Below are 23,485 nucleotides of genomic sequence, written 5' to 3'. Positions count from 1 at the left end.
GGCTATCATATATCAGCCGGCAAAAGATATTCGAATCGATTTAACCTAAATAGACGACGCACAGCTCGCGATATCCCGGTGAACTGCAGCGATTGACCCCGCCGGGCCACTGTCTTTCGCAGCATTAAAAATAAACCGAAGAACCGAGCATCGATACTTCCAACTTGGGCGAGGTCGATTCTGATAATTTTGCCCGTGCTGAGAGCGGCCCGGAACTGAGCAAGAGCCGTCCCCAGGTTCACTTCGATGGCGGCGCCAGTAAGCCTGACGGTGACCCATGATGGTTCCTCATCCACAAGGACCGACAAGGGAGCATCTTGCGGCACCCGACGCAACTGCATCATCGTGGGCAGGACCGACGTTACCAGCATTCGAAGAAGTGTAGTTCCGTCACTCAGGTAGCGGCGCCAAAGGTGAGGTTCCTCCTTGATCCGCCACAACCACTCAAAGCCGGTACTCCTCAGGAGCGGGGGCGCTCGCCTCACCGTTCCAGCCTCGAAATTGATAGTGGCACCAAATTGCGCTCGAACGGGCGGGCGCAAGCTCCGGTGATTGTGCATGAGCCAAGCCTGGGCTTTCTCGGCACCAAGAAACACGGCCAGCAGGTCGGCCCCGCTTTCATTGATAGCCTCGATGATTTGAGGCGAACTCATCTCCTCAATGGTTCCGAATCCTGGATTGAGGGCCCCGACACATTGCATGCCGCTGTTGGTTGCATTGAGTATGTCGCCGACTTTTGCAACGAGATCATCCTGGCCTCCGAACAGGAAAACGCGAATCCGGGGTCCCATGTCTCTTCTTGCTTTAAGCCGACCGAACAAATCACTGCCGGCGATTCTCTCTTTGATCGGGATCCGCAGGAACTTGGCGATCCAGATTAGCGGCATTCCATCAACCAGACAGAGATCGCTGGCCAAAATGCTTTCGCGAAATGCTGCATTGCACTGACTCTTGACGAGAAAATTCACATTGGGTGTCGAGATCAGCGCAGGCCAGCCCCGCTCGGCTGCTTCGGCCATTCGCCTGAGCAAGACCGGAAAATCGATCGCGTCGATCGGTACTCCCAATAAGCCATACACGTCACGGGCAAGATCATCATGCTCGGAAACGGGAACGGGGGCGACTATCCCCTCGTCTGGGAGCAATCCGGTGCGGCGTGTTCGCAAGCTATTTAACACAAAACGCCCTGCATATAAAAAGGAGGCCCGCGCTGCGCCTCGTAAAGTCTTTAAAGGTTAGTAACAACCTACCATGCCAAATTCGGTCGGTAAAATCCAATTAATTCGTGTGATTAATGGGTCAAATGGAAGTTTTCGAGTACCGCCTTTGGATCCGAACTGGCACTGCTACAATAATCCTTCTCCGGGGTGAAGGAAGATTACGCACCGCCAAAACAACCTCCGTCTCTAGGGCTAGAGGTAAATAACCGTTTTGAGGTAACCACACGCTGAGCTCACCATTGCAATTTGGATCAGAACGTAAGAAAAAAGTCGATGTTTCTCCGACAAGGCTCGTTACTTTGGAATTCGCTCCGGTTCCAGATGTCAGTGTGTTGGTCGTTAACTACAACACCCAGCACTTAATCGACCGAATGATGGCGAGCCTCGCCGCCGGGGCCGGAAATCTTCGGCTGCAGATAATTGTCGTCGACAATAATTCGAAGGACGAGTCCGTCGCCCTCCTCTCGGCGCGCTATCCTGAGGTTGAGCTGATCCGGAGTGAGGTCAATCTGGGCTTCGGAAGAGCAAATAATCTTGCGTTGACCAAAGCTCGGGGGCGCTATGTTCTTCTTCTCAACACCGATGCCTTTGTTGGCGCTGACGCTCTAGCGCAGACCGTCAGCTTCATAGAGCAGCATCCGAGATGTGGTGTGCTCGGTGTTAAGTTAGTCGGCGAAGATGGCTCGCTGCAGCCCTGCTGCCGATATTTTCCGACCCCTTGGAATTCGTTTCTTCTCCGGACGGGTTTGCAGCGCTTATTTCCCGATACGAAAATGATTGACGACTTGGAGTGGGACCATGCATCCACGCGAGCCTGCGATTGGGTTCCGGGCTGCTATTATCTTATCAGGCGTGAGGTGATCGATCAGGTCGGCTTGTTCGATCCTCGATTTTTCATGTACTCCGAGGAGGTGGATCATTGCCGGCGCGTGCGCCAGGCAGGATGGGAAGTGATTTTCTATCCCCACGTCAGCGTCATTCACCTGGGCGGTGAGAGCGCCAAGGCCGACGGGACGCCCCTTGATGCCTCTCAACAAATATCCTCACTCCAGATTGAAAGTGAGTTGCTTTATTTCCGCAAGCACTACGGAATGGCAGGTGTTTTTACCGCGTTCTTTTTGACTTTCGTGGCGGACGGCCTCACCGCTGCCCGTCACGCGCTGAAGCGGAGCGATTTGAGACGAGCGCGGCTAGCGCTCGCGCACGCTGCAAGCACGATGCGGATCTTGGTCTCAACGGCTTGGGCAACTCGTCCGACACAGTAGGCGCAACCCGCGATGCAAGAGCTAGCTGCCATCAACGGAAGTTCGACCAATCGGCGGGCTATACTTGGAGCCGTGGCGATCGGCCGCAATGAGGGTGAACGGCTCAAGCGCTGTCTTTTGTCGGTTCGTCAGGTTCAAATGGTCGTTTACGTCGATTCCGGTTCGAGCGATGGGTCAGTCGCTTGGGCGCGAGAGCAAGGAATCGAGGTCGTCGAGCTTGACCTGTCCATCGGGTTCACGGCTGCGCGTGCCCGCAATGCTGGACTTCAGCGTCTGCAAGAACTCGCTCCCGATTTGTCCTTCGTGCAGTTCGTTGATGGCGACTGTGAGCTGGCCGAAGGCTGGCTTAATGAGGCGAGCGATTTCCTAGATAAACATCCTGAGGTTGCGGCAGTATTTGGCCGACTCCGGGAACGGAATCCAGAAGGCTCGATCTACAACTGGCTTTGTGACAGAGAGTGGGACGTCCCGATCGGGGAAGTAAAGCACTGCGGCGGAAATGCCATGATGCAACTTGCAGCAGTGATGCGGGTCGGTGGATATCGCGAGGATCTGATTGCTGGTGAGGAGCCCGAGCTTTGCGTTAGGCTTCGTCGGCTGGGTTCCTCCGTCTGGCGGATCGACAAAGAAATGGGATTTCACGATGCCGCTATGACGCGCTTCCGGCAATGGTGGCTCCGCCGTGTCCGTTCCGGCTATGCTTTCGCCCAGGGTAGCCATCTGCACGGTGGGGCCCCAGAGCGTCATTGGGTCTGGGAGAGCCGACGCGCTTGGATTTGGGCCATCTGGCTGCCAGTTGCGTGCGCGATAGCCGTCGTAGTTTTTGGCCTACAAGGTCTCGTTCTGTTGGCTGCCTATCCTCTGCAATTCTTGCGGAGGGCCGCGCAACAGCAGGGTAGTTGGCGTGAACGGAGCCAACTCGCCTTCTTCGAGCTGTTGGGGCGACTCCCAGAAGGAATTGGACAGCTGAGATTTCTGTTAGATCGACTTCTCAGAACCGGGACCGCTATCATTGAGTATAAATGAGAACAGCTTGCGCATCGCTCCGAAAGATGCACGACATGAGGAGAGAGATGCATCGATTTCGAGCGCATCGACGTTCGGTCCGGCGGACTACCTCATCACTCGCCATGACCAAATCGGCCCCGAGATCTTGGCTGCACCTAGCCGGCCAGCCGCCGAGTATCCGCTCTTCGATTGGCTTCGGTTCTCTCTGGCATCAATAGTAGCCCTCGGGCATGAGGGCATCGTCCCACACAGTGATGTCACGGGCAATCTCTCGGTCCAGGTCTTCTTTGCGCTGAGCGGCTGGCTCATCGGGTCGATCCTGATCCGCTCATCTATCAAGCAGCTTCCACGCTTCTTCTTCAACCGGGCTACCCGAATCTGGGTACCATATTTTTTTGCGATCGGTGCGTTATATACCGTCAGCGCGTTACGTGAGCCTATCACAGGCAGATGGCTTGAATTTCTATTTTACGACTTATCGTTTACCCACAACTGGTTCTCGCTCCGTCCGGATGCGGCTGCCGCACTTGCGGAGATGCCCTTGAAGGGCACTGGTAATGGGTTCTGGAGCATCTCTGTCGAAGAGCAATTCTATCTCGTCGCGCCGCTCATAATCCTTGGCTCGCGCTTCGGCCGCGTCCCACAGCTATGGATGGTGGTATCGCTGGCGGTCTTATATTTTGGTCTGACGGACTTCGCCTCGATCAGCATCGGTGTTTCGGCGGCAAGCGTTCAGGCTCGATTTGGCGACCTTCACCTCCGACGGCGGTCGATCATCTTTCTTTCTATAGCTGCGACAAGCTCTCTCATCTTGTTGGTGCAGCCTGGTTACTATCCCGTCGGGGCTCCGCCCTTTGCTTTATGCATAGTTCTTCTCTGCGCAAGGCCCGGTTTAAGAACCCAACCGGGCATACTTGCCGGTGCGATCTCTTACCCAATGTATCTGAATCATTGGATAGCGGCCTTCGTCTTGAACGGAGTGGCGAAGCATGTTGGCTGGCTCGCTCAACCCGCTCTAGGCTTCTGTTCGTATGGGTTAGCTGTCATCGTCGCTAGCTGTACCTACTATTTGGTCGATCGGAACGTAATGAAAAATCGTGGGCCTTACTATTCCCCCACCCTCGGTAAAACGCTCGGGGCCTTAGCGTATACGCTAGTTCTGCTGGGCATTTTGGGAGGTGTAACTGCATCAACTGAATTCTACTGAGCTCGTGCCGAATATGAATTCACTAATCCACATAGGCTATTCGATTGACGACATCTGATATAAGCGCAACCATTCCGGATTGGTCTCGCGAGAAAGTTACGGCTTTCTGGCAACCGAGCAAACAGCTTTTGAAAACGATTCGCCGCTACCAGAAGCAAGAGCAAAGATCCGACGTCTTCTCGAGATTGCAACGACGGCTCTGCGCTCTCGAGCACCGCTTCTGGAGCGTTGTTACAGGCGCGGATATCCCCTTAACATGCAATATCGGAGGCGGACTTTTGATGCCCCATCCCAACGGGATCGTGATTCATCCCGACGCAGTGATAGGTGTCAATTGCCTCCTGTTTCAGCAGGTGACACTCGGAACGCGCCGCGGTGGCGGTGTGCCGGTTCTGGAGGGGCACGTGGACGTGGGTGCCGGCGCCAAAGTGCTCGGCCCCGTTATCGTACCGGCTCATTCAGAGATTTCGGCCAACGCAGTGGTTACTACTTGGCCTCCTAAGAGCTAGCGGCTGTTTTTGATTGCCAAATAGCGGCCGAACTCGGACTGTTAGTCTGCCACGAACAAAGACAAACCGCACCGCTCAAGAATCACATTCTACTCGGCGCCTCAACTGTCGCAAGGTGGTCTGCAAGTCGGAGCGCCAAGAGAACGACCGTCAAGGTGGGGTTTGTTCCGCCGCCGGTAGGAAAGACGGAACTACCTGCGATGTACAAGTTATCGATCCCATGAACTCTGCAGTTTTCATCTACAACGCCAAATTCGGGGGCAGAGGCCATACGCGTGGTCCCCATCTGATGGGCATGGCCCCCGATTTCGATTTCGAGCTTCGGATCTAAGATAAACGCAGCTAGCTGAACGCGAGCACGATCGAGTCGCGCCATTTCCTGCGATGCTTTTATCGCAAGAGTACGGATAGTACGCAAATCCTCCTCTCTGAACTCCCAGTCGAGCCGAACCTTACGCATCCCGAATTCGTCCAGATCGCCGCCCAAGCTAACTCGACTGGCGAGATTGGGCGTTTGTTCAATCAGTGTGGTAATCAGCCCGTCACCAGGGCAATCATAATCGATGACCGCCCTTGCAACCTTGGCCAGACTCGGAATTCCGCAGCTCGTTTCACGCAAGAATTGCTTCAAGACGCGTAAGCGCCCAGAACTTTGCGGTGACGAATTGGGCTCGAAATGCAGAATCCCGTTTCCAATGTTTTCCTTTCGTATCGTGTCAGCTGTCGGCACGATCGCCCAATCCTTGCCCCAAAAACTTGGATCGGTCACCAAGAAGCGGCCAACAGAAACATTGAGATGCTCCATGAAGCAACGACCAACCATTCCGTTGCGATTGCCGATTCCGTCAGGCTCCTGCTTGTTTGAATGTAAAAGAAGCCGCGCGTTCTCGATCGCACCAAGCGCCAAGACATAACAAGATGCAGAAATCCTAGCCTCTTTTCCGCCAAAGCTTCGAATCGAAAAACTTTCAATCGAAGTTCGATTATCACCGAGCCGGATATCAACCAAATTGGCATTATAGAACAAATCAATTCGATCGGAAGACTTCAAATCGGATGCGTACTTTTCCGCAAACCTCGTGGGTGGACTTAAAGCGAATCCGCTCTGAGCAAAGATACTCGAGTTAAATTCAGGATCGTAATGCGGGTCTAGATCCTTTCCTCCCACATCGAGAATTTCCTTGGCCTCCGCGAGTCGAGCTAAGACCTCGCTTCTGGAAATGGGCCACCCTGGCAAACCGAAATAGCCACGCCGTTCAAAATCGATCGCATCAAATAATCCGCACCTGCCTGTCCAATGGTTGGACGTACCGCCGAAATATCGCAAACGACCACTTTGGACGTGCCAATATTGTCGGCCGACGCTTTTTCCTTGATACAGGTCTTGAGATCTGTCCGTGTAGGAGAGGTCTCCACCCTCTAGTAGAAGAACACGCTTGTTCCGCGCAGCCAATCGCAGTGCTGCGGTGATGCCGGCCGGCCCTGTGCCGCAAATGCAAACGTCGTATCGCCCGCGGGCCTCTACTCTCGATGAATTCTCACTGAAATCAAAGATCATAACAAGCGACGTTTCTGATGAAAGCGGACGTCCTTTTTTGTTAGGATCCACCCGTTCACGACTACATAATCTTCGCGCGAATCCTCTGCTCGAAGGAGCCCGGCTATTAAGGATCCAAATACTGGATAACCAGCGACTTTTAGGAGAGTGCAGCCGAATTCACGTCGCGTGAGCCGTTGAACGCGCCACCTCCCACGTGAAGGAAACATTGGCAGGTCCCGTCACACAAAGAAGATACGTTGGAATACAGACATCATTATCTGCGGGGCAGGCTTCACGCAAGTAGTCGATATGTGCAAAAATCGATACTCGGAAGATTACAAATTCTTCTTAGGCTCGGCAGGGGTGCGGCGACCTATATCAATATCGCTTGGCCACCAAACTCGCCCATGATGCGTATTTTGGCGCATAGTTGTCGCCGGTGCTCAAAGCCCATTGGTTTATACCGGGAATAAGCAGCCACGCGGGAGTCCTCGAATGGGCCTGTGACATAAATTGAGCCATCTGAGTTTGCACCAGGGTGCCGAAGGCAGAGCTCAATTTGTAGCCGTTCAGCAAGTTCGCGATCTTCCCGGTCGGTCCCCCGTAAGCTAACGAGATGCCTAATGCGGTGCAGGTCTGAGTTGATGGATACCAGCTCTCGCATCCACCCTCGTAACATTCTACGACCTTGTTGAGCGTGGCAGCCAGAGCCTCCCAAGTGGGATAAATTCCAACTCCCCGTGCGCCGCTATAGAGCGCCAGCAGCGTTTGAGCCCCTGCCGCCCCGGTGCTGAGCGTTCCCGCGCGAATATCGTTGTCGATGAATGCAAGCGCCGATGCCATGCTGGTCGGCACGGCGCTCGCATATGCGTCAGCGGCCGCCAACAGACCCGCGATCCCCGCAGCGCCATTCGCTATGTAATTGGCATCGAAGTTTGTACATTGCGCGCCAGAATAGTAGGTCGCGTATGACAGAACGTCGCAATAGTCAATTGGGCGGTTTGGAGCAGCATTATAGCTCGGATACCCACTTACAGCGTATTGAGCATTGGTTCTAGTTAGATCAGCACCTTGGAATCGGTAAATGCTGGTCGCTTGAGGGGGCCCAAAGGCCTGGAATGCCATAACTCGTTTCAATTGGCCCATTGAACGAGGCGCCCACGTCGAAGTCACTAGGCCCATGATCTGACGAGTACGCAAACCGTACCATCCGTAGATTTGGCGGTTGTTGTCCGTCGGGAAGCCTAGTGCCGCGCCCTTAGCCGCAGCCCACCGTGTTGCCGGAAACCCGTTGTTCCAGATCTCATTGCCATATTCAAAGTAAGCGGTCGCACCCGTATGAAGATGGTCGCGCACCAACCCGGCTATCGCATTCGTCGAGGCGTCGTCAATATATGCTGGAAGATTGCACCAATAGTTCATGCCCAAGCGATTTGCGAAAGCAATCTGAATTTCGTATGGGATGCACGCCGTCTGGCCGTCCGGCTGCCACATGAAGGCTTTTAAAACACGATCGTAAGTTAGTGTCGCTAGGCTGTTCGCGATGATCTTTCCGACGGGAACTGGCAAACCGGCATATCCACCGCTACCGACTAAGATCGGCACGGCGCCCCTTCCGCCCGAGTTAATCGTCACGTTTGTCGCTGTATTTGCCTGTCCAAACTGGACGTGGATCATCTCTCCGTCGACGTAGGCTGCGGTCGCGTCAGGCTGCGCCGCGCAGGTGTACGCATTCACGCCCATCGTTTTTCCAGCCCAAGCTCCAGGAGCCCAGTGCTGACTGCAGATGTTGATGCTACTCCGCCAAGAAGGAATATATCTCAACTGGGAGACGTTCCCGCTGTTGGGATTTGTCCATCCCATCGGCCGTACGATGGTAGGTGCCAAGGCCGCATATGTTGCAATATAGTCATCGCTAAACATTTGCTCGGGTGTGGTTGCGGCATCAACTGCAGCCTCATCAGACAACCGACATAGCACCAGGTTCGACATGCCGGAGAATCTTCCTCCAGCGAGGAAAGCAAAAGAAACCGAAGCGGGTGTAGATGACGTGAACGTAAACACGACCCGCGGATTGCTGGCGGCCACGGTTAAATTGTAACCTGTCGATCCGCTTACAAAGCTTCCACCCGATACTAGAGTAAAACCAGGCGCTCCGCGGCCGAGCTGAACAGTGCCGGTCCCGCTCCATTTGAGTACCATCTGGGTTGATGGCGCGAGGTTAGAAGGGAATTTGATTACACCAAAAATATTCTGGGTCGGTGTCGCCGTCGGGTAGCCATTAGCATCCAGAATGGCGGGGTAAGCGTAACCAGCGCCTGACTGCAAGCTCACCAAAGTAAGGGCAAAATTCTTGAAAATGCCGGGTTCGATCGCGCTCCCGATCAGAAGTGATGGAGATGCCGTTGAGGTCGTAGTACTTGTCGTCGTTCCCGAGCCCGTCGGAGATAGGGGCTTGGCCAACACCGGAACGACGGATACAAGTCCGGTTGCTGAAACCGACCCTAGAAACTGCCTTCTGGAAATCTTCACGACACCCTGCTCCAAGCCTTCACCACGCCATTGTTCACTGCCGAACCGATGTCCAGCAGTTTGGCGCGACGATCCTCCTAGATCACGAGTTTCAAATTGGTTGACGGTTTCACCCCGCAGCTGAGGAAGCCAATTTAACGTAAACGTCTCATCGAAACAGATAAAAAGCTACCCAATCTTAGCACTAATATCTTGCCAATCGCTTGCGAACTAAGGCTTGCCGGTGCGGCGGGCCACTTTTAGAACCCGAACGCCCGCGCGTCAGAGCTCACTTTCACTCAATTCGAGTTCGACTGAGTATAGAACGGTAGACCTCGACGATTTTCATTGCTTTCGCGTCCCAAGTGAACTCAGTGAGGACTTTTTCTCTCGCAGCGGCGCCCAGTCGATCCAAAAGCTGTGGCTCATTGACAATCCTCTGAATCGCCCGCTCGAAGCCTTGAATCAGAGTCGCTTCGTCTACGAAAGGCACTCGTATTCCCGTGTCTTCATCAACCAACTCGGATGGCCCTGCGTAATCAGCCACAATCGGCGCAACTCCAAGTGCCATCGATTCAAGAACTACACCTCCTCCGAACTCACGTATACTGGGAAAGGTTAGCAAGTCGCACGTTCTAAGCTTCTCCTGGAGTTCCGCTTGCGTCAGCCATCCCCAAAATTTCACCTTATCTTCTAAACCTGAGGATCTTACCTGCTCCTCCAACCGTCCCCGCTCTGGGCCATCCCCAATAATCTGCAATCGTAGATGCCCTGCACGCAAGAATCGCGACGTGGCAGCAATGGCGATATCGGCTCCTTTGTACGCTACTAAGCGGCCAACAAAGACCGCTGTTAGTGGAAGCACAGCTCCCGGCGATCGGGGAGTATGGAATACCTTTTCATCAACCCCATTCTCCGGAAGGTATGTGGAGGACTTGACGGCCCAACCCGGTAGCTCACTTTGAGTGTATCTGGACCCAACAAGAATTGCGGAACTATTCCTTCGGGTAGAAGCATACCCGGGCATCAGCTTGTAAAGATCTCTAACATAGGCGAGCCATTCTTTTTCAGAGTGCTGCCGACGTCTGAAACCGGGAGGCCACGGCACTCCGCCATTCAAGGGGCCAAGCACAAACGGGATATTGAGGCGCGCCAGATGCTTGGCGATTAGGCTGGCGTTCGTAGGGCTGAGCGGGGTTATTCGGTGGACAACGTCGAACTCACGCGAGGCCAGCCTATCCCGAAATTTCTCCCATAGCTTACGCTCAAAGGAATAATAAGAAAGGGCGGAGAAGGCCGAGATCATGGTCCAGCCTTTACCATCGCCGCCACGCAGCCTCTCTGCTATTTTTGTAAGAGGCGAAGCGATACGCTCACTATCTATTGCCGTGAAGTGCACGCCCTCGGTTAGACCATGGCGCAATAGCGCATCCCTATTTCGGACTTGGGTGACGATATGGGTATCGACATACTTCGAAAGTGCTCTCGAAAGATTCCACCCGATCAGAGGAACACTGGTCCACTCGGGATTCGCCGCCTCGGCGATGAGCAGCACCCGAAGGCGCGGCGTTCCTGGTTGATTTGCTCCGATCTTCAGCACGGCCCTCTCTCTACTATCTGACCAATCGACAGCAGGTTGACAGCAGCTCAACGATTCCCAAGCCGACCAACCAACCAGCACTCCAGGCAACGAGGACGGTCACCTCCAAACGGAGGCTGTGCAGGTGATGTTCCCAGTTGAAGTAAAGGATCAACATCGAGACTGGCAGCATATGGATCGCGAAGCCTATAACTGCGCCATCGAGGCCAAAACTGAAAAACATGACCGGGACAAAGCAGAACAGTGAAATTAGCTTTGCGCAGCTGATCGCCAATACCCGATCAGGACGACCTAGAGCAAGAAATGCGCTCTGTGAAATTCCATACCGGCAAAAAACTAAGCCGAATGAGAGATAGCGCAACATCCACCCAGCGGATGCATATCGCGGGTCATACAAAATAGAGACCAACAATTCGCCGGTGGCGAACAAAAATCCGGCCATGAAAAGGAGCCCCGGATCGGTGAGCCACCGCATACGAATATATACATGCCTCAGCCGTGCCGAGCTATCTCGGGCTGCTTCGCTAAGAGCAGGGAAGGCAACGTTGCCGAATAACTGATTTGACGCCCCTTCGGCGATGGAGCACAGGTTTGCTGCGATCGAATAGTACCCCATTATGGGTGCGGCGACCCATGCACCCAAGAGCAAGCGGTCGCCATTTATTGTAAATGCGCTGAGCGCCGAAGACGCAAAAGTCCACCTGCCAAATCGCAGCAGTTCGCGGAGAGCGCTGCGATTCCAGCCGAAACGGTCCCGCGATCCTGGAAGGTAGGCGTGTGTTAGCCAGACAGTCACAGCCGAAGAAAAGATCAGTCCAGCGATATAGGCCCAAATGGATCGAGTTAACCAGCCGAACGCAATATTGAAGACCAGGGCAGCGGCCTGAACCGTTAGGTCAATGAACACTAAGCGCTTTGGCTGTAATAACCTGCTTGCCGTGATAGACTTCATCGATTGGAAGCCGAGAAGGGCCGCAGAAGCCGATGCCACCGCAATATAGACCGGCAGATCGGGGTGATTATAGACTGCTCCTTTTGCAAGCAGACCAAAACTGCTCGCCAGCCACAGCCCGCCGGAAATTAAAATACCTGCTGACCATATAGCAAAGCCTCTCAGCACCTGAACGGTCCAAGCAGTGTTCAGGAACGAGGACTCGTCGCCATACTTGCTCTGAACGACGGCCTGCCTGAGCCCAATATCAGTCAGTAGCGTGATGATCATCTGTACGGCCGCAATGATTGACAACAGCCCGAAGATTTCCGGGTAAAAGAGGCGGCTAAGAACCAGGGTGCCTACAAATCGCAAAACCAAACTGAGAAAGTGCCCTAGCAGAGTCCAGCTCCCGGCCCCTAGGACCCGGGCTTTAAATGACGGTAAAGCAGCGCTCCCTTTGGCTGACATCACTTTAGCCACGAGTGCGGTCGAGCAGGATGAACGCAAACAGACAAGGCGAGCCTACCGACCGTGAAGACATTTCTTGATCTCGTACTCGGACCGAGTAGATACCCACGTAGCGCGCGCGGAGCTATCGCTATCTGAGAGCCGACGCCTAACTTGGCCGGAGCGCTCTAGCATCTGACGCGCGGGAACGAATCCTGACATCCCCTGCCCGCGCAACGCAATCCTGTCCTCTCGCGAAAACCACACCGCAGAGAAACCAGGTCCACGGACGCAGCGTAGAATTTGGCAAAAGATCAAGCACGTTCAGACCTACGATAAGTGAAAGCGCGGCTAGGTAGATTAGTTCGCGACGATCACGACAATACCTTATTGCGCGCATCGCTCGATAAATCCCAAGGCTCAGCAGCCCGAACTCAGACAGAAATCCAACCAACCCAAACTGTCCCAGCGTTTGCACCCACTTGCCATCTGCGAGTGTGACGTCGCGACCTGATTCTGGATCGTAGACTCTGCTACGTCCATATCTGCCCCATCCAAACATCTCTCTTTCTGCTGCTCGGCTTAACAACTGATCTTCGTTCCTGAACCGAGTTGCGAGCGAAAGCCCCCGCTCGTTATTCAGATCGCCCGCCAGCTCAGCTATCAAATTAGTTGGAATCAAGTCGAACGCGCGAAACAATGGATATCCGAGCGAGAACGTGACGAGCAGGGCCGCTGCACGGACCTGCATTCGAGGCGAGGTCAACCAGATCAGCGCCGTGGCAACACCGCCGAACATCAAGGATCCCGCACTCTTGCACATTATCAAGATTGCACCGAGATAGGCGTTGAACTTGCCGGCGCCGACGCCCCAAAGTGAGACCCTCGCCTTGCTCATTGCGGCAGATGCTGCGACGGTCGTCATTAGGAAAATTGCGGCCAGCAGGCCATGTCCCGTAAAAACCATTGGCCGATATCCACTGCCCCTAATCTCCTGCTGGAAATCGGTCGGGTAGTATCCGTACACCCAAAAATGCAGTTGCGGGCTCAGGCGGATTTCTACCAACATCAGGATCGAGTAGAGCAAACCAGCGACAACCAGCCCCTTGATCATGTGCGCAGCATCAGAGGCGGATCCAAAAAATCTCCAACCTAAGAAGAATGGAACTAGCGCGATGACTGCGGCTTCCGCACCCGATATGCCGTCATAAAGGCCCGTGCCGGGGAGGACCCGGTCGCCCATGATCACTGGATCGCTGTTAAGGAGTGACGAAGTCACCGCGCCAATAACATATGATGCCATCAAGAAACCAGCGATGAGGTCAAACGGCGTTCCTTGGCGGCCCGGCGGCCTCTCCCTTCGAGGTTGACGGATGAGACACCCAACGAGAGCACAGAAGATCGGAACTGTCGCTTTATCAACTTGAGGCAGCATTTCGACCTTGATCATCGTACCGACCGGCAGCAACAGGTGTGCGCCGAGAAACGTCCACAGGGTCGCTTGGAACGGTGAAAAAAGCACGTAAAGTGACATGGCCACGACGGGCCAAATGAACAGGGCTGCGTAAGCAGTTAAACTGGAATCCATGAAAGATTGACGCCCCGCGAGATGGCAAAAAGAGGCGTTCCTCAGTAGCGGGAGTACCCTCGAATGTCTAGGAAGGCGGCGCAATATCAGATCTGGCGCGGAAGCAAGATTAGAATTAACGTTATCCGATGCTGGACCTAAATCTACGAGCTGGGAAGCCGTGTGGAGGCTGTTTTTAAATAAAAATCTAATATAGCTTCCGATTAAGGCAACAGAAAACCTCAAAATATGAGCAGGGAAATCCCGATAAACTGGAGTCTATTGGCGCTACTTAGGATGGTGCTCGCGACCATCGTCGCTGGGGGGCACCTGATCTGGTTGCATAGTGATGCTCTTACCTCCGGCATTGCCAGCTTGGGAGGCAAAGCCGCAGTTGCCGGTTTTCTGGTCGTTTCTGGATTTTCGATTGCAGCTTCGTTGGATCGCGACGAATCGGGGTTCTATTTCCGTCGTTTCAAACGAATCTATCCTATGTATTTCTGCTCCGCGATCTTCGCAATCGCGCTCGAAATTTGGCTTGGTACGTATCAGCTCCCATTATACACTATTGAGGCCCAAGGCCCGCTCACGGCAATCGGCAATTTGCTAATGCTACAGACATTTTTTGTACGAAGCCTCGCGTACAATAGCGTCCTGTGGTCGCTCGCTGTCGAGTGCGCGTTTTATATCATTTCGCCCTGCTTGAAGCGACTACCTGCGGCTGGATGGGCAGCGCTCACCCTAATTTCAGCGACAGTCTTCGTATTGCCGCATTCGGTCGATGGGGGATTCCTTTACGCTGTCGCTCTCAAAGCAAATGTCATCAAGTATTTCTGGCCGTTTGCGATGGGGTTTCTGCTCTACCAATACCAGTCGACGGCAGTTGCTCTCGTTCTCGGAGCGATTGGAGCTACCCTAATTTGGTGTTCTGATTTCAACCCGGAACGATTTGCCGTTGCAACATTTGCCTGTTCATTCGCAGTCGTTGCACTCTCTCGAACCATTCTCTTCAAACAGTCAAAGGCAATGGACTATTTGGGCGACCTTTCGTATTCGCTCTATTTGTTACAGCTCCCCACCTTCATCCTAATTTACCGAATGTGCGGCATAACTAACCCTGTAGCGCTCTTGGTCGGGGTCTTTCTCACAACTATCATCGCCTATGAGCTGATAGATGTGCGGCTCAAACGAGCCATCTTCAAGAACTCGGTATCCTTCGGGGAGTTGATTGGTTGGCCGCGGCTACGGATCAACAGAAGGCTGTCATAAGCCGTAGGCGTTCGGACCCAACTTCGTTCTCCGCTATGCCTCCTGAGACTGGCCTCCTACATCCGGGAAGCACCCCGCTTGTTTAGACTGAAATCAGACCACTCGGTTGCAACGTGCACCTAAATTCACAAAGCTCGGCTTAACTTACCTATATCCAATCAACCACCATCGAAGCGGAACCGATGCTCAAAGAAGTTACTGTAGACGTCCTGGCTGGCATGTTCCACAAGCTGCCAATTAAAAGCGGCCTGACGCAGATCTGCTTCAATCCAGCGATGAATCGGTTATTGCGCAAAGGACCACCAGTCGCACTGGCGCGCTTGCGAGACGGAGGCCACATCGAGGTATCGATGTCTGATTATCATGGCCGCATTCTTTACTTCTTTGGCACTAATGATCCCAAGGTCGAGGAGACCGCTCGGTTCCTTCTTCAGCCAAGCGACGCCTTCCTTGATATAGGCGCAAACTATTCAACAATCGGACTAGCCGCATCGCACGTAGTAGGACCAACGGGATCAGTCCATCTTTTCGAACCGCAACGGCTGCTTAGTGATCGCGTTCAAAGGGCAATTGACTCCGGAAACTATAGGAACGTCACGCTCCATCGGGTTGGCCTTATGGATCATGATGACAAGCTTTCTTTGCACTCGCCCTCTTATCATTCTGGAATGGCAACTTTCGCGGATCACGATGAGGTGTCCTGCTTCGATATAGTCGAGGAATGCGAGGTCAAGGACATCAAGACATACGCCGCTCCGCTGGTGAGCGGCCGCACTTTCGGCGCGAAGCTCGACATCGAGGGGGCAGAACCGAAAGTAATGCCGTGGTTAGTGGATCAGCCTAATCTGAAATTTCTTATTTTCGAGGCGGCCCACAACCAATCGACTTTGTTTGAAACCATTCGATCGTCCGGCTTAATACTGTATGGTTTGGAACGCGGGGTGCTGCGTGTAAGATTGATGCGCATCGACGTACTTTCGCAGATTTCCCGGTTTCATGACCTCGTCGCAGTGAGGATCGGCAACAATTCGAGCCCTCCCAAGAGCGCATCTCCAAGAGAGCTTAGCTCGTTCATGCAAAGCGAGCCATGAATTCGGTTCAACTAACGCGATCGGGCTGAGGAGCGGCGATAGCTTGGCGCAGGACTCGCGCACTCGCCGCAACATCAAACCGTTTGATTGCAGCTTGCCTTGCAGCTTTTCCAAGACGCTCGCGCATCTCAATATCTCCCGCGAGGCTGCAAATCGCGCGGAAGATCGCGTCATCATCCCCCTGGCGCACCAAAATTCCATCCACACCGGAAGTTATCATCTGGGCTGTTGCGCCAATTTCGCTGCAGATGACTGGTAGGCCGGCACCCATAGCTTCCATGACCGACACCGGCCAAGCCTCTCCTTCTCCGGTGCTCGCGAGAACGAAAACGTCTGAGTTAGATAGCAGTGAATAAACTTGCATCTCTGAAACCGTTCCGCAGAGATCGACGCAGTCCGACAGTCCCAGCATGTTGATCTTTGAGGCAATCGCGTCCCGGAAGTAACCTTGGCCAGCAATACGATATCGAACTTTGATGCCTGCATCTCGCGCACGCGCGATCGCTATCAAGACGTGAAGATGCCCTTTGGAAGGGTCGAGGCGAGCAACCGTGACGAGCCGAAGCTCTGCCCGGTGCATATCACGCGCCGACCCCAGTTTCGCGAGCTCCCCTGTGTTTACGCCCATAAATGTTTCCACGATTTTCTCGTTATCCACTCCGATACCGCACAGCTGCTGTCGAAGATGTCTGCCCACTGCGAATACTCTGGTGGCGTGCTCAGCCTTGAGCAAATGATCGCTGCCGTACACTCCTAGGTCACCATGAAGCGTGAGACTATACGGAGGGCCTCCCATCCTATGGGCGAGCGCCAATATATGGGCCGAATCGGCGCAGGAGTGGCCGTGGATATGGTCGATGCCATTCTTTCTGGCCCAGTCAACGAGGTCAGCCGCCAACAACAGCAGCGCTAGCTGCCTGACGCGGCCTGCGAGGCTCCGATCTTGGATCCGTCGAATATAGCTAAGTCCATGGGTCAACCCTCGCAATCCGCCGAGCGCCCATTGGCCGAGCCCCGCGGGAGACGGAGGAAACAGGTATTTGGTCTGAGATATCGCAACAGGCGCAAACTCATGCGTGGTCGCACTGGCCGGCGGCTGCGTCGTTGAAACAAGAAAAATCTCGTCTCCGGCTCTTCGCAGCGCTTGGATCTCGCGCCAAAAAAAAACGTGCGTCTGTCCTGGGAATTCAGGAACAAGGTATCCGAGTCTCATTGTGCTCCTTGGTAGGCCGGCTACAGCCCATAATTAATTTGGAACTTGCTTTCTCAAGTTGTTGGAAAGAAAGGGCGAGCGATACAGGGGCTGTTTTAGCACAACTCTAATCCTGCTGTTAAGGTGCGTAAGCCTACCGCTTCTAACGCCTAGCCTGTTTCTAAGCGTCAGCGCGAAGCCGCAGCGAAGCGGCGGTACTAGCGGCAGCGACCCAGCCGAGTTCGTCCAGCCGCCCGCCGCCCAACGGGGGGCGAGGTCCAACGGATCGCCATTCGCCTGTTGACTGTAAATCGAGGCTCCGCCGAAGGACAAGATTGCCGCAGCCGACGCCAACCGCGGAATGAAAAGACGCATCCGAGCAGTCCTTGAGCCTAGCATTGGACAAGCTCCTCAATCCCGACTAACGACTGCTGTTCGAGTTGGCCCTTTCCCTTGACGCCACGATCGAACAGGTTGAGACTTTCCATTTCACCTCTCCAACACTGTTCGAAAGCCAGTGCCCTGATGAAGTTCGGCAATCCTCCCTTCACGGTCGCGGGTCCAATTCGTCTGCATCTACGCCGCTCGCGCGCCATTGGCTTCCGAACTCCTGGTCGCGCTCATTAACGCGCATGCCACAACCAGCCTGGTCGTGATCTATGACCTACTGAGTCAGGCAGAGCACGGCTCTGCCTCCGCCGTCGCTGCTCGCAGTTGAGGAGAGCTTTGGAGCTGATTACGGGGCACGCGAGGGCCGTTCTTACGGCACACGATCTCCCCCGCCGCGCACCAATTCGGAACGCGCGTACCAGATCTCGCGGAAGATGCCCCCATTGCGTATCCACTTGAGGCGTGCAATGTTTCAACGCTCCGCTAGACAAGCGAGCTGTTCGTGGCGCGCTTGCGCGCTTCCCTCGCAGTACGCGCAAAGCAATACGCCATTTCTGCTACAAGGCCCAGATGCCGAGACGTCGTGGCCGACTATGGCTGCATCGCCAATGTTTCCTGCACATGATCCGAGCCAGCGACGCCTAGGGCTTATATCCCCTGCACCAGCCAACGAGTGGCCCAACGCTTTCGTCAGGCGCCCGTCGCGAAGGAGCGGGAGGGAGCGTCCGTTACCTATGACCGGGGACTAGGCGGCGCCTGCAACGTGCGATAGCATAACCCGTTTTCGAGGTGCTCTCATGCTTAATGCAGTTTCGCAAGCCGTCTTTACCGAACGAACCGAGTGCATTAATTGCCGGTCGACCGACCTGACCGAACTTTCATCCGGCCGATACGTGGACGAGCCTGTCCAAGGATTCTTGGCTGCGGATCCGTGGGGCGAAGATCCCCTCCCGTTTCTCCGCTCGGCCACGTGGTCCCTTGTGAAGTGTCACGGCTGCTCGCAAGTATTTCACCGTCGCATTCTCAACAAAGAATGGAACGAGCGGCGCTTCTCGCGCTGGATGAGCGGCGATGCGATCAATAAATTCGAGAGAAGCCAGGGTTATACCTTCACGCGCAACTTCCGCGGCGGCCTCAGCTACATCGAGCACGCCTTGCGCATCGAGCTGCTTACCAGATCAATCCGTGGTGTCGATGCTGTTCGCCTCCTAGATTTCGGCTGCGGGTTCGGTCACTTCCTGCAAAGCTGCTCGCTGCTCTGTTTCGAGGCTATTGGCGTCGATCGCTCGATGGGCAGGCGCAGCAAAGCTGCAGTCGAGATACTTCCATCGCTTGATGATGTGACAGGCATGTTCCACGCCCTTACTCTTTTCGAGGTTTTAGAGCATCTCGACGACCCCCGGTCGATACTGGAAGCGCTTAATCTTCACATTGTCTCTGGCGGCATCCTCTTCATCACCACGCCCGACTGCTCCGGCGTGACGACAATCTCGACAGAAAGAGACTACCGCCTTGCTCATCCGCTAGAGCACATCAATTGCTTTAGCCACGGGACATTAAAATCGATTGCGTCCCGCGCTGGATTCGATCACATCGAACATCCATTGGCTCTAGCGACGGCCGAGTTGCCGAGAGCAGCCAGGACTCTCGCAAAGCATCTCTTGCACCGAGACGGGCGCGCAACGCAGCTCTATTTTAGGAAACGGTGAGGGCTACCACTGAAAACGCTGGTTCCCCGCCTTTACACATTAACAGCTGTCTCTCCGCGAGCTTGGACAAACTCGCTCCGCTGCAGCAGGCGCATCGTGGCAGGTCCCGGCACGAGCATCCGCTCGCGAGGCAGGTGGTCTGGGAACGGCTGGCGCGACGGCCTCTTGCGCGTGAACGAGGCCACCTTCCTGGTCATGCTCGTCGCCATTTCAGCTGCGAGTTCGTCCGCCGTCGCCGAACCAGCTCCTCCAGCGTCAGTTCGGGCTGATCTATTAGCCGCAGGGTGCGCTCCGAACGCGGGCCGTAACGATCACGTTTCAGCTTTTCGATCTGCAGCTTCAGGTGAGCGATCAGCGCATGATCGTCGGACAACTCGGCGCGAACTTGGCAAGTTCAGCGCGCGTCGCCAGCAACGCTGCTGCAGCGCCTCAATGTCGTCCGGCAGATCTTCGCGACCGTCACCCATCCACCCATGGAATCACAAAAGCCGCGATTTAGCGCGGGCTTTTCGTACTCTCACGGGATTAATGCGCAACTATCCGGCGCTCTGCGGCCGCCAGCTGTGTTGAGGACTGCGCCAGTCGATCGCCTCCAGCAAATAGCCCATCTGAGCTGCAGTTCACGACACCACGCCGTCCACCGTCGCCTGCCAGATGAGGCGGCCACGGTCCAGCCGCTTAGCGTAGAGTGACAACCCGATCCCATCGTGCCAAAGCGCCTCGATCAGGGTGCCAGCGCGACCACGGAACACAAAAACGTCTCCAGCAAAAGGATCTCGCCCAAGGCCCTCCTGCACCAGCAACGCCAGACCCTGCATGCCTTTGCGCATGTCAATATGACCGGTTGCGATCCAGATTCTCGCTCCTGCTGCGATCGGGATCATCGCCGCTCCAGCAGATCCGACACGCGAGACAGCACCGTCAGATCAACGTCGGCGTCCACAATCACTCGATAAGCTTTGCCGGAGACAATCCCCATGCGTCCGCTCGCTGGCCGCGCTAACGCTGTCGATGGCACTGTCGACGAGTCCGGCAACACGATCGCTGGCACAAAGCAGGGCCGAGGCTCTACATTACTACTCGCCCGTGCACCAAACGATCGACGCCGAGTCAGCGACAGCGAACGTGAGATGCCGTATCCCGGTGCCGTCGACGAGAGGGCCCGCGCGCTCTCCAAACTCTCCAGAACGATCTTGAGCTTCTCATCATCGGCCCACCGACGGCCCGGCCAGGCTCGACAACCTCGGACCGCTCGACCTGAGTCCTGCAGTTATTACTGTCCATAAGGGCTTTTACACAGCAATCGTCTTAACCTGACAAGGCGGCCGTCACCGGAGGTGAAACGAAAACTGCAAAGCTGACGACTCTTCTTGTCGTTCAGTTCAAAAGCCACATGCCGGCCCAAGGTGGAGCTTCCGACCCTCACATCGGCAGCAACATCCAAGATGCGCCCCTTGAGCACACTGACGAGCTTCCCAGGCATTGCCGAACAGTTGAGGTTCGACAATCAGACCCCCTTCAAGCTCCGCTTCCAAAATCTGCCCACGCGTGGCTCGGCTAGCGTGTGTAAAAAATAACAGTCTTGTCCGGCGCATCCTATTTGATAATTTCTGCTTGGTAAATTTGTGAGGGGCCATGAAAGGTATTATTCTCGCCGGCGGCACCGGATCGCGCCTCTATCCCGTCACGACAGTGGTCTCCAAGCAGTTGTTGCCGGTCTTTGACAAGCCGATGATCTATTACCCGCTGTCGACCCTCATGTTGGCTGGTATTCGCGAAATCCTCATTATTTCGAACCCTCCCGATCAGATGCTGTTTCAACAACTGCTCGGTGATGGCTCGGATTTCGGCCTTCAATTCTCTTATGCCACGCAAGACACACCGCGTGGCCTTGCGGACGCATTTATCGTGGGTCGAGGTTTTGTGGCGAATAGCCCGGTATCGCTGATCCTTGGCGACAACATCTTCTATGGTCATGGCCTGCCGGAAATGCTCGCCAAGGCGTTCCTGCGCAAGAAGGGCGCAACTATTTTTGGTTATGTGGTGAAGACACCCGAACAATATGGCGTGATCGAGCTTGATTTTGCGGGCAAGGCGTTGTCGATCGAAGAGAAGCCCCAGCGACCTAAATCAGATATAGCCGTGACGGGCCTCTACTTCTACGACAACCACGTCCTGGACATTGCTGCCAATATCCGCCCCTCTGCACGGGGCGAGATCGAGATTACTGACGTGAACAAAGCCTATCTCGAGCGAGGAGATCTCTTCGTCGAGGTTCTCGGACGAGGCTTTGCCTGGCTCGACACCGGTACGCACGCATCTTTGGTCGAGGCTAGCCATTTCGTGCAGATCCTCGAGCAGCGCCAAGGTCTACGGATCGCCTGTCCCGAGGAAATCGCGTTGAGGAAGGGCTTCATTTCGTTGGAGACTTTCATCAAAGTGGCCAAGAAGAATGCGAAGAGCAGTTATGGTGAGTATCTGGCATCGGTCGCTCTCTTGTTTAGCAATGGACAGCTCTAGCAATGGACCCTGCCTTGCGATTTGAGGGCACGACGATGTTCGTTACAGGCGGAGCCGGCTTCATCGGTTCGGCAGTCGTCCGCCATCTATTGCGCGAAACAGGAGCGAGGGTCGTCAATATCGACAAGCTGACTTATGCTGCCAATTTGGCTTCCCTGCCAGGAGCAATCGAAAACGACCGCTATTCGTTCGAGCGTCAGTGTATCTGTGAAGCGGAAGCGCTTCGCAGCCTGTTCGAAAAGTACCAACCTGACGCGGTGATGAACCTCGCCGCGGAAAGCCATGTTGATCGCTCGATTGACGGTCCGGGAGAATTCATCAAAACGAACGTCGTCGGAACCTTCACTTTGCTCCAGGAAGCCTTACGGCATTGGCGGTCGCTGCCCCCTGACCGCCGCGCTCGATTTCGCTTTTTGCACGTGTCGACCGACGAGGTGTTTGGCTCGCTAGGCCGTGACGGGCTGTTCACAGAGCAGAGCGCCTATGCGCCGAACTCGCCCTATTCTGCAAGCAAAGCATCTTCCGACCATTTGGTCCGCGCTTGGCGCGAGACTTACGAACTGCCCACCCTGATCACAAATTGCTCGAACAATTACGGCCCCTATCATTTTCCCGAAAAGCTCGTTCCCAATATGATTATCAGGGGGCTGGCAGGCGAACGCTTACCCGTCTACGGCGATGGTCAGAACGTGCGCGATTGGTTATTCGTCGAAGACCACGCAGCCGCACTGTCGATTGTGCTTGAACGAGGCTCGGTGGGAGGCACCTACAATGTTGGTGGTCGTAACGAACGAACCAATCTTCAAGTCGTGCACGCCATTTGTGATCTCTTGGACGATTTGATCCCCAGCAGCGACGGCTCTCGACGACAGTTGATTTCCTTTGTTAAGGACCGGCCTGGCCACGACCTTCGCTACGCGATCGATGCTTCTAAGATCGAACGCGAGCTCGGCTGGGAAGCCAAGGAAAGCTTTGAGACGGGACTCGCCAAGACCGTTAAATGGTATTGCCAGAACAGAGATTGGTGGCAGGCAATTCTGGCTCGAGGTTACGAGAAGTCTCGAGTCGGCCTAGGTCCGGGATACCCGGCGTAGGCTGCTGGAAGCGGTGATGGAGAGCCCCGAGTACAAGCAGATGAAGCGCCTCAGGGGCTGAAGCGTTACGAAGTAGGCCGCGACCAACGCCTGGACCGTTACCTCCGGCAGCGTCGACTGGATCGGGAACTATTGGCAGGGCGCCCCACCGGCGGCGGCTCGGTGGATCTTGACGGCAACAGCCCCGGGAGCATCAGCCAAACCCTGACCAACCTTGCCGCCGGTAATTATGCCATCACCTTTTATCTCTCTGGTAACCCGGACGGTCAGCCACCGACCAAGACGGTGCAGGTCGGCATTACCGGAGCCGGTTCGCAAACCTACACCTATGACTACGTGTAGCGCGGCAATCTGGGTGGGAAGTGCGCGGCAAACAGGATGGCGAGGCAGTGTCGCGGCCTGATGATGATTG

The 23,485-nt window shown here is 54.9% G+C and carries 18 protein-coding genes and 1 pseudogene; 9 read left to right on the top strand and 10 right to left on the bottom strand.

Features of this window, described 5'->3' with window-relative positions; translation table 11 throughout:
- Positions 1-5: 5 nt before the first annotated feature.
- A complete protein-coding gene (locus tag X265_RS12975; RefSeq protein ID WP_128965163.1) occupies positions 6-1,019 on the bottom strand; it encodes a WecB/TagA/CpsF family glycosyltransferase in 1,014 nt (337 codons plus the stop codon).
- A gap of 440 nt (positions 1,020-1,459) precedes the next feature.
- Between X265_RS12975 and X265_RS12970 the strand changes: the two genes are divergently transcribed.
- The 3 genes from X265_RS12970 to X265_RS12960 all read left to right on the top strand — a co-directional run bounded on the left by X265_RS12970 (position 1,460) and on the right by X265_RS12960 (position 4,700).
- Positions 1,460-2,485 (top strand): glycosyltransferase family 2 protein, encoded by a 1,026-nt coding sequence (locus X265_RS12970; RefSeq protein ID WP_208764276.1) that lies wholly within the window; start codon positions 1,460-1,462, stop codon positions 2,483-2,485.
- Between the two features lie 72 nt (positions 2,486-2,557).
- Positions 2,558-3,511: a glycosyltransferase family 2 protein gene (locus X265_RS12965; RefSeq protein ID WP_245478052.1), complete on the top strand. Its 954-nt coding sequence runs from the start codon at positions 2,558-2,560 to the stop codon at positions 3,509-3,511.
- A gap of 7 nt (positions 3,512-3,518) precedes the next feature.
- Positions 3,519-4,700, top strand: coding sequence for an acyltransferase family protein (locus X265_RS12960; protein WP_164938554.1), 1,182 nt, complete (start codon positions 3,519-3,521; stop codon positions 4,698-4,700).
- A 591-nt stretch (positions 4,701-5,291) separates the two neighbouring features.
- Here X265_RS12960 and X265_RS12950 read toward each other — a convergent pair.
- The 5 genes from X265_RS12950 to X265_RS12930 form a co-directional block, all read right to left on the bottom strand.
- On the bottom strand, positions 5,292-6,767 hold the full coding sequence (locus X265_RS12950; RefSeq protein ID WP_128965160.1) for an FAD-dependent oxidoreductase: 1,476 nt from the start codon (positions 6,765-6,767) through the stop codon (positions 5,292-5,294).
- 360 nt (positions 6,768-7,127) lie between these two features.
- The gene (locus X265_RS12945) at positions 7,128-9,281 is read right to left on the bottom strand and encodes a hypothetical protein (protein ID WP_128965159.1); all 2,154 of its coding nucleotides are present in this window, start codon (positions 9,279-9,281) and stop codon (positions 7,128-7,130) included.
- A 274-nt stretch (positions 9,282-9,555) separates the two neighbouring features.
- Positions 9,556-10,860, bottom strand: a complete 1,305-nt coding sequence (locus X265_RS12940; protein WP_208764275.1) for a glycosyltransferase — start codon at positions 10,858-10,860, stop codon at positions 9,556-9,558.
- A gap of 13 nt (positions 10,861-10,873) precedes the next feature.
- Positions 10,874-12,274 carry an oligosaccharide flippase family protein gene (locus X265_RS12935; protein WP_128965158.1) on the bottom strand — a complete coding sequence of 467 codons (1,401 nt, stop codon included), beginning with the start codon at positions 12,272-12,274 and terminating at the stop codon, positions 10,874-10,876.
- Positions 12,275-12,410: 136 nt separating this feature from the next.
- Positions 12,411-13,829, bottom strand: a complete 1,419-nt coding sequence (locus X265_RS12930) for a hypothetical protein (protein ID WP_128965157.1) — start codon at positions 13,827-13,829, stop codon at positions 12,411-12,413.
- A 276-nt stretch (positions 13,830-14,105) separates the two neighbouring features.
- On the opposite strand from X265_RS12930, the gene X265_RS12925 reads away from it, so the two are divergent.
- Positions 14,106-15,077 carry an acyltransferase family protein gene (locus tag X265_RS12925; protein ID WP_164938553.1) on the top strand — a complete coding sequence of 324 codons (972 nt, stop codon included), beginning with the start codon at positions 14,106-14,108 and terminating at the stop codon, positions 15,075-15,077.
- Between the two features lie 182 nt (positions 15,078-15,259).
- Positions 15,260-16,168, top strand: a complete 909-nt coding sequence (locus X265_RS12920; protein ID WP_128965155.1) for an FkbM family methyltransferase — start codon at positions 15,260-15,262, stop codon at positions 16,166-16,168.
- 7 nt (positions 16,169-16,175) lie between these two features.
- Here X265_RS12920 and X265_RS12915 read toward each other — a convergent pair whose 3' ends face one another.
- Positions 16,176-17,381, bottom strand: a complete 1,206-nt coding sequence (locus X265_RS12915; RefSeq protein WP_128965154.1) for a glycosyltransferase — start codon at positions 17,379-17,381, stop codon at positions 16,176-16,178.
- A gap of 1,166 nt (positions 17,382-18,547) precedes the next feature.
- Between X265_RS12915 and X265_RS12910 the strand changes: the two genes are divergently transcribed.
- Entirely contained in the window at positions 18,548-19,459 is a 912-nt protein-coding gene (locus X265_RS12910) for a class I SAM-dependent methyltransferase (RefSeq protein WP_128965153.1), read from the top strand.
- 52 nt (positions 19,460-19,511) lie between these two features.
- Here the strand turns inward: X265_RS12910 and X265_RS12905 are convergent.
- The 3 genes and pseudogenes from X265_RS12905 to X265_RS42265 form a co-directional block, all read right to left on the bottom strand.
- A pseudogene (locus X265_RS12905) lies at positions 19,512-19,847 on the bottom strand (transposase domain-containing protein); the annotation flags it as partial.
- Positions 19,848-20,079: 232 nt separating this feature from the next.
- Positions 20,080-20,343, bottom strand: coding sequence for an IS66 family insertion sequence element accessory protein TnpB (gene tnpB / locus X265_RS12900; protein ID WP_208764274.1), 264 nt, complete (start codon positions 20,341-20,343; stop codon positions 20,080-20,082).
- Between the two features lie 389 nt (positions 20,344-20,732).
- Positions 20,733-20,942: a dTDP-4-dehydrorhamnose 3,5-epimerase family protein gene (locus X265_RS42265; protein ID WP_128969244.1), complete on the bottom strand. Its 210-nt coding sequence runs from the start codon at positions 20,940-20,942 to the stop codon at positions 20,733-20,735.
- Positions 20,943-21,094: 152 nt separating this feature from the next.
- Between X265_RS42265 and rfbA the strand changes: the two genes are divergently transcribed.
- From rfbA to X265_RS12880, 3 genes are all read left to right on the top strand, one after another.
- A complete protein-coding gene (gene rfbA / locus X265_RS12890; protein WP_128965152.1) occupies positions 21,095-21,979 on the top strand; it encodes a glucose-1-phosphate thymidylyltransferase RfbA in 885 nt (294 codons plus the stop codon).
- Positions 21,980-21,993: 14 nt separating this feature from the next.
- The gene (rfbB, locus tag X265_RS12885) at positions 21,994-23,073 is read left to right on the top strand and encodes a dTDP-glucose 4,6-dehydratase (protein WP_128969243.1); all 1,080 of its coding nucleotides are present in this window, start codon (positions 21,994-21,996) and stop codon (positions 23,071-23,073) included.
- Positions 23,074-23,205: 132 nt separating this feature from the next.
- Entirely contained in the window at positions 23,206-23,415 is a 210-nt protein-coding gene (locus X265_RS12880; protein WP_128965151.1) for a carbohydrate binding domain-containing protein, read from the top strand.
- Positions 23,416-23,485 lie beyond the last annotated feature (70 nt).

This window comes from Bradyrhizobium guangdongense (assembly GCF_004114975.1).
GTDB classification, from domain to species: domain Bacteria; phylum Pseudomonadota; class Alphaproteobacteria; order Rhizobiales; family Xanthobacteraceae; genus Bradyrhizobium; species Bradyrhizobium guangdongense.
This window is presented reverse-complemented; position numbering and strand designations above follow the sequence as displayed.

Coding starts and splice junctions, on each gene's coding strand:
- X265_RS12915 (WP_128965154.1), bottom strand. CDS start 17,381: ATGAGACTCGGATACCTTGTTCCTGAATTCCCAGGACAGACGCACGTT.
- X265_RS12975 (WP_128965163.1), bottom strand. CDS start 1,019: ATGGCCGAAGCAGCCGAGCGGGGCTGGCCTGCGCTGATCTCGACACCC.
- rfbA (WP_128965152.1), top strand. CDS start 21,095: ATGAAAGGTATTATTCTCGCCGGCGGCACCGGATCGCGCCTCTATCCC.
- X265_RS12950 (WP_128965160.1), bottom strand. CDS start 6,767: ATGATCTTTGATTTCAGTGAGAATTCATCGAGAGTAGAGGCCCGCGGG.
- X265_RS42265 (WP_128969244.1), bottom strand. CDS start 20,942: ATGCCTGGGAAGCTCGTCAGTGTGCTCAAGGGGCGCATCTTGGATGTT.
- X265_RS12925 (WP_164938553.1), top strand. CDS start 14,106: ATGGTGCTCGCGACCATCGTCGCTGGGGGGCACCTGATCTGGTTGCAT.
- tnpB (WP_208764274.1), bottom strand. CDS start 20,343: ATGATCCCGATCGCAGCAGGAGCGAGAATCTGGATCGCAACCGGTCAT.
- X265_RS12910 (WP_128965153.1), top strand. CDS start 18,548: ATGCTTAATGCAGTTTCGCAAGCCGTCTTTACCGAACGAACCGAGTGC.
- X265_RS12920 (WP_128965155.1), top strand. CDS start 15,260: ATGCTCAAAGAAGTTACTGTAGACGTCCTGGCTGGCATGTTCCACAAG.
- X265_RS12930 (WP_128965157.1), bottom strand. CDS start 13,829: ATGGATTCCAGTTTAACTGCTTACGCAGCCCTGTTCATTTGGCCCGTC.